4 protein-coding genes are annotated in these 6619 nt (G+C 47.4%); all 4 read left to right on the top strand.

Translation table 11 applies throughout. The features are described from left to right. The first annotated feature begins 24 nt into the window (after positions 1-24). Positions 25-1167: an efflux RND transporter periplasmic adaptor subunit VmeP gene (gene vmeP / locus CAG69_RS06215; RefSeq protein WP_063518257.1), complete on the top strand. Its 1143-nt coding sequence runs from the start codon at positions 25-27 to the stop codon at positions 1165-1167. Between the two features lie 10 nt (positions 1168-1177). Continuing rightward, entirely contained in the window at positions 1178-4318 is a 3141-nt protein-coding gene (gene vmeQ / locus CAG69_RS06210; protein WP_161443220.1) for an efflux RND transporter permease subunit VmeQ, read from the top strand. 120 nt (positions 4319-4438) lie between these two features. After that, entirely contained in the window at positions 4439-5524 is a 1086-nt protein-coding gene (locus CAG69_RS06205; RefSeq protein WP_161443217.1) for an OmpP1/FadL family transporter, read from the top strand. Between the two features lie 176 nt (positions 5525-5700). Beyond that, positions 5701-6498 carry a hypothetical protein gene (locus tag CAG69_RS06200; protein ID WP_005385112.1) on the top strand — a complete coding sequence of 266 codons (798 nt, stop codon included), beginning with the start codon at positions 5701-5703 and terminating at the stop codon, positions 6496-6498. Positions 6499-6619 lie beyond the last annotated feature (121 nt).

Raw genomic sequence — 6619 nt, 5'->3', positions numbered from 1 at the left:
CTTTCTACATAAAGTAGGTTTATCATGAAAGCCAAATATAAATTTGCGTTGGTATCTATTGCTATATCTTCTGCATTACTATCAGGATGCAAAACTGGCGATATCGCAACGAAAACTGCCCAAGCACCCTCTGTTGAAACCGTTACCCTAACCGAAACAAAAATCACTCCTTATCATACTTTTATCGGTCGAACTGAAGCGGTAAATGACGTTGATATTATGCCTCGAGTCGGTGGCGAATTAACCGCGATTCATTTTAAAGATGGCGATATGGTAGAAAAAGGCCAATTGCTGTTTGAAATCGACGACCGTCCTTACAAAGCGGCATTGGCGTATGCAAAAGCGTCGTTGCAAAAAGCAAAAGCACAACTCGTTCAAACTACGCGTGATGCAGAACGTGTGAAGAAACTCATCAAAGATAAAAGCATCAGTGAGCAGCAATACGATGACGCCATTGCTGCGCACGCCGCAGCGATTGCCTCGGTAGAAGAGGCGAAAGCGACGCTGGTTTCAGCAAGGCTCGATCTTGAATTTAGCTCTGTGCGTGCTCCTTTCTCTGGCCGCGTGGGTTTCAGCAACTTCCGAGTGGGTGACCGTATTTCGAAAATTCAACTCGTTCCTCTTGTTTCGATCACTCAAATCGACCCAATTCGCTTTGGCTTTGATGTGGATGAGAAGCTCTACCGCCGCGTAAGAAGTGCGATTGATGTGGCTCATCGTAACGATGACAAACTGGATGTTGATTTAACACTGACGCTTTCAGACGGCTCATTGTATCCGCTTGATGGCAAGATCTACGCCGTTGGCAACAAGATCGATTTAGAAACAGGCTCAATTCGAGCAGAAGCACAATTCGATAACCCAACTTACGCGCTAATGCCGGGTGAATATGGCAACTTGACCATCAAGCTGCGCAACAAAACCATTGATGGTTTGCTTATCCCATCGGTGGCTGTTCAGCAAGACCAAGCAGGTGACTACGTCATGGTGGTTGGTGATGATCACGTGGTGTCACGTCGTAACGTTGAACTCGGTCAGACCTACGGTGTGAAACGTGCTGTGCTGACTGGCCTGGCGGCTAACGAAAAAGTCATCGTTAATGGTCTACAAAAAGTGCGTCCAGGTGCAACGGTGAAAGACGTTGAACTACAGAGTGAACAAGGCTGAGTGAGTACTGATGTTAAGTAAATTTTTCATTCACCGGCCGAAGTTTGCTTTGGTGATCTCACTGGCGATGACATTGATGGGTATGATCGCCCTGAAAGTCTTGCCAATTTCTGAGTATCCTCAAATCTCTCCGACGGTAATTACGGTGAGCACCATGTATCCGGGTGCAAACGCGAACGTGGTTAAAAAGACGGTTGCACAGCCGATAGAAGCCAAAGTCAACGGCGTTGAAGACATGATTTACATGTCTTCTGTGATTGGTAACGATGGTTCATACACACTACGTATCTATTTCCGAGTGGGCGCAGATGGCGATATGGCGCAGGTTCGTGTGAACAACTTGGTGGCGCAAGCGACGTCTTCTCTCCCACAAGAAGTAAACCAAATCGGTGTGACGGTTAAGAAGAAATCTTCCGACATGTTGGGCGTTATTACACTGCGTTCTCCGAAACAGTCTCACGATAGTATCTACCTCTCTAACTATGCGGATCTCAATATTGTTGAGCGTCTAAAACGTATCGAAGGTATGAGTGACATTACGCTGCTGGGTAAGAAAGACTACTCAATGCGTATTTGGTTGAACCCAAATAAACTGGCCACCTTAAAGCTTTCCGCTAGTGATGTTATTGGCGCAATTAAAACGCAAAACATCCAAGTGGCGGCGGGTAAGATCGGTGGTATGCCAGCTCCAGGGGACCAGCAATATCAATACGTTCTGCAAACCAAGGGTCGTCTTACGTCTACTGAAGAGTTCGAGAACATCATCATTCGTGCGAGCAAGAAAGGTTCTTTGATTCGCTTGAAAGATGTTGCTCGTGTGGAAGTTGGCGCACAAGGTTATGAAGCTGATGGTCGTATGAATAACCAACCAGCCGCCGTTCTGGCATTGTACCAGTTGCCGACAGCGAACGCGCTAGACGTGATGGAACGCGTGAAAGAGGCAATGAAAGAGTACGAGAAATCGTTCCCAGATGATTTGGTTTACGACATCGCTTATGACTCTACCGAATACGTAGAGACATCGATTGATGAAGTGTACGAGACGTTGGTGATTGCGGTACTTCTTGTCACCTTCGTTGTGTATGTTTTCTTGCAGAACTGGCGAGCGACTATCATTCCAACCTTAGCGATTCCGGTTTCCATCATTGCGACGTTCGCAATCATGGGCGTGATGGGCATGACCATTAACACGATCTCGTTGTTTGGCTTGATCCTCGCCATCGGTATCGTGGTGGACGATGCGATCATCGTGGTAGAGAACGTGGAGCGGGTTATCCATGAAGAGCATTTAGACCCGATTCCGGCCACGATCCAAGCTATGAAAGAAGTGACGGGGCCAGTATTGGCAACAACGCTTATTTTGTTGGCGGTATTCGTACCGGTTGCGCTATTGCCGGGTATTTCCGGTCGAATGTTCAACCAGTTCGCAGTCACCATCTGTGTGTCGGTGCTGATCTCTGCGATCAACGCATTAACGTTAACGCCAGCGCTTTGTGCGTTGATGTTGAAGTCTACTCACTCGCAACCTATTGCGCCTTTGCGTGCGTTTAATCGAGGTTTTGAAGCAATAACGCGCAAATACCAAGGTTTAGTTGGCTTCTTGAGCCGTCGTATTGTGCTGAGTATCGGTGTGTATGGCGCGCTTATTGCGGTGCTGGCATTTGCGTTCATGACCGTACCTTCCTCTTTCGTACCGAACGAAGATAAAGGCGTGTTCATGGTCGAAATGCGTTTGCCAGACGCAGCAGCATTGCAGCGTACTGCACCATTAATGAAGAAGTACGTTGATGAGCTAAAACAGATGGAAGGTGTGGAGAACGTGGTTTCGGTTGCGGGCTTCTCGGTAATTAACATGGCGTCGATTCCAAACTCAGGCATGTTGATCATCAAACTGGATAACTGGAGCAAACGTAAAGACCCTGAGCTACACCAACGCGCGTTGATGAATAAAGTTAACCAAATGCTGAACTCAACGCCAGATGCCGCTTCGTTCGTTTTCGCGACGCCGGCAATCAAAGGTATGGGGGCGGTGGATGGTTTCAACCTTGTGCTGCAAGACAACTTGGGCCGTTCTCCACAAGAGTTGGCAAAAACAACCGCTGATTTTGTTGCCCAAATCAATCAACTGCCTGAAGTGGCGCGTGCGTTCTCGATTTTCCGTGCGAACATTCCGCAACGTTACATCGATATTGACCGTGATAAAGCGATTTCGATGGGCGTACCGTTGAATGAAATCTTCAGCACACTGCAAGCACAGTTGGGCGGCGCCTACATTTCTGACTTCAACTTGTTTGGTCGTTCGTACCAAGTGAAAGTGCAAGCAGAAGAGCAATACCGTGACAACATCGACGACATCGACCATCTGTTTGTTCGCTCAAGCTCTGGAAAAATGGTGTCACTGGCAACGCTAGTGAAAGTGAAGCCGATCTTCGGCCCTGATACCTTATCGAACTACAACATGTTCAGTTCTGCAACCGTGAACGGTGCGCCAGCGCCAGGTTACAGCTCGGGTGATGTTGTAAAAGCCATTGAAAAACTGGCTGCGGAATCTTTGCCAAGTGGTTACTCGTACGAGTGGTCAGGCATGACTTACCAAGAGATGAAAGCAGGCAACATGGCGCCAATCGCGTTCGCATTGTCTTTGCTGTTCACCTACTTGTTCTTGGTGGCTCAGTACGAAAGTTGGACTATTCCTGCTGCGGTAATGATGGCGGTTCCAGTCGCGATTCTCGGCGCAATGGGCACGCTACTGCTGGTGGGACAACCGTTCGATTTGTACGTGCAGATTGGTGTGGTCATCTTGATCGGTATGTCCGCCAAAGTGGCGATTCTTATCGTGGAATTTGCCAAAGTTCTGCGAGAAGAAAAGGGCTTATCCATCATTGATGCTGCCAAAGAAGCTGCTCGAATCCGTTTCCGTGCAGTACAGATGACCGCATTCGCCTTCATCTGGGGGGTATTCCCATTGGTGATTGCATCGGGTGCCGGTGCGGCATCTCGTCACTCACTGGGCTTTGCGGTATTCGGCGGCATGATTCTCTCTACGTTTGTAGGCACGTTACTGACGCCAGTGTTCTTCGTGATGATGCAATCTCTGCGCGAGAAGTTTAAGCGAAAGAAACCCACTGAACTTGAGGTGAGCGAGCAATAACGCTGATTTCAACTGACTGACTCCACAACACCCCCACGCTGTGTGCGATTGGCCAATGCCTTTCATTGATATACAACCACCGTCGCAGCGTGGGTTCCCCTAACAATAATAGGTTTTAGCATGAAAAATCTTTCAAAAATCGTCGTAGCGAGCTCTCTACTGACGTGTGCTGCTGCGCAAGCGGGTGGGTTATACCTTTACGAAACTACAGCATCGGATATTGGTTTGGCATCCGCTGGTATGGCGGCTCGTGCGCAAGATGCCTCAGTAATGGCAGCAAACCCGGCTGGTCTGGCGAATGTTTCTGGTAAATCTTTCTCTGGTAACCTGATTGGCCTTTACGGTGACGCGCAACTAGACACGGTGACTGGCGATGCGGGCAACGTGATTGGTTTTGTTCCTATGGCGTCGGCATTTTACAGCCAACAAGTGAACGACAAATGGACGCTAGGTATTGGTCTGTATGGCAACTACGGTCTTGGCCTCGAGTACGAAGGTCTTTTGGGTGATCATTTAGATATTCCTACAGCAACGACGCAAGCCTTGACCATTCAACCTTCCGCTTCTTACCGCATCAATGATCACTGGTCTGTGGGTGCGGCGCTTGGCATTCAGTACGGTATGTATGAAGTGGAAACGAAGGGAGCCCTGAACTTCAATGACGAAGACCAAGATACTCAGCTCAACGGCCGAGTAGGTGTGCTTTATGAAGCAACAGCAGGCACGCGTCTTGGTCTGTCTTACTCTTCTGAAACCGAATTTGAATTCGACAATAGTAACTCCATTGCTCCGCAACAACTGATCTTCAGTGCTTACCACGAAGTGAATGATGACCTAGCGGTGATGTGGAACGTGAACTGGCAAGACTGGAGCGAATACACAACCACGCTGGGCGTAGAGACACAAGACACTTACCAAATCGCATTGGGTACTCAGTACAAACTGAATGAAAAAATGATGTGGAACGCAGGTTTTGCATTCGATACCAGCATGTATGAAAGTCAATCAAACGGTGACATTACCGTTCCTACTGGCAAGGCGTACCGCATTGGTACAGGCATTGATTACAAATTGGATTCAGAAAACTCAATTGGTTTCGCGTTTGAAGCGATCTTGATGGAATCGTCAGAAACGCCACGCTTACAAGCTGGCTTTGATGAGCCTGCGCTGTACTTCATGAGCATGAGCTACAACTGGAAAAACTAATCATTCCTAATCGCTAAAACGCCTTCCTTACAGGCCATTCTACCCTAACTACCTGCACTGGATGCTGTCACGCCATCTAAGGTAGTTAGGGCGCTTTTGTCACATCCAGTGAGTGATGATTCAAAAAATATCTGCGCAGCTAAGTGCGGGTATTCAACATCTCAAAGGACTAAAAAATGAAAAACAAACTAGCGTTAGTGTGTACGACTTTGTTGGTCAGTACGTTGGCTCATGGTGCTGAGCATCGAGTAAAAGACAATAAAAACAAGTTGGCGGATGACCCAACAAAAGTCATCACGAAATTTGGCGCGTCTTACGCAAACAACTACGATTTTGATGATCAAAACATCTCATTCTCGGGCTCACTTGCGCTTGACCAAGCGCGCAAAATTAACCTGCGTATCAATGATGATGCGAGCGAGTGGCGTATTGGTGGCTCGTGGCTGTTTCCGGTCGGTATCGTGAACTTCAACTTCGGTAAAAATGAATACGTAAACGGCGCGGATCAAACCAACTACAGCGTTGGTACCTTTATGCCGCTAAGTTATTTCGGGATTGAGCCAGCAGGCTTCCAAATTTTCCCAATGGCAGGCTATACGTACAACACTGGTGATGTTCCTGTTTGTGACGGTGCAGAAAGTAGTCTCTGTAGCGAGCCTAACTTTACGGGTACGCCAAGTGCAGAGAATGGCTTCAATATGATGAGCTCTTCAGGCAGTAGCGGTTACGTTGGTGCATTTGCGCTGAAATCGTTTACCAAAGAGCTGACGTTAATCAGCTTCGCAGCAGGCACTTACGGCTCAGAAAACAGTGAAGGAGAGAACTACAAAGGCTTCTTTGGTGGTATTGGTCTTGGTTACCTCGTGAGCAAACGCCACTCTTTTAACGTAATGACGTTTGTCATGGACAACAACACCTATTTGGATGAAGCAGACAAGCGCATCGTATTATCATATCAATATCAATTTGAATAAATAAAAACGCAGCCCAAATAGCTGCGTTTTTACTTTGATAGAATGAACTAGTGAATTGAGTTGTTTTCTTCGATCTTTTTCTGGTACTGGTGTTTTAATATATACATGCGCTTAACATCGC

Source organism: Vibrio sp. V43_P6S15P86, from assembly GCF_009904725.1.
Classification (GTDB): domain Bacteria; phylum Pseudomonadota; class Gammaproteobacteria; order Enterobacterales; family Vibrionaceae; genus Vibrio; species Vibrio diabolicus.
The sequence above is the reverse complement of the archived record's forward strand: the minus strand, read 5'-3'. Positions and strand labels throughout refer to the sequence as shown.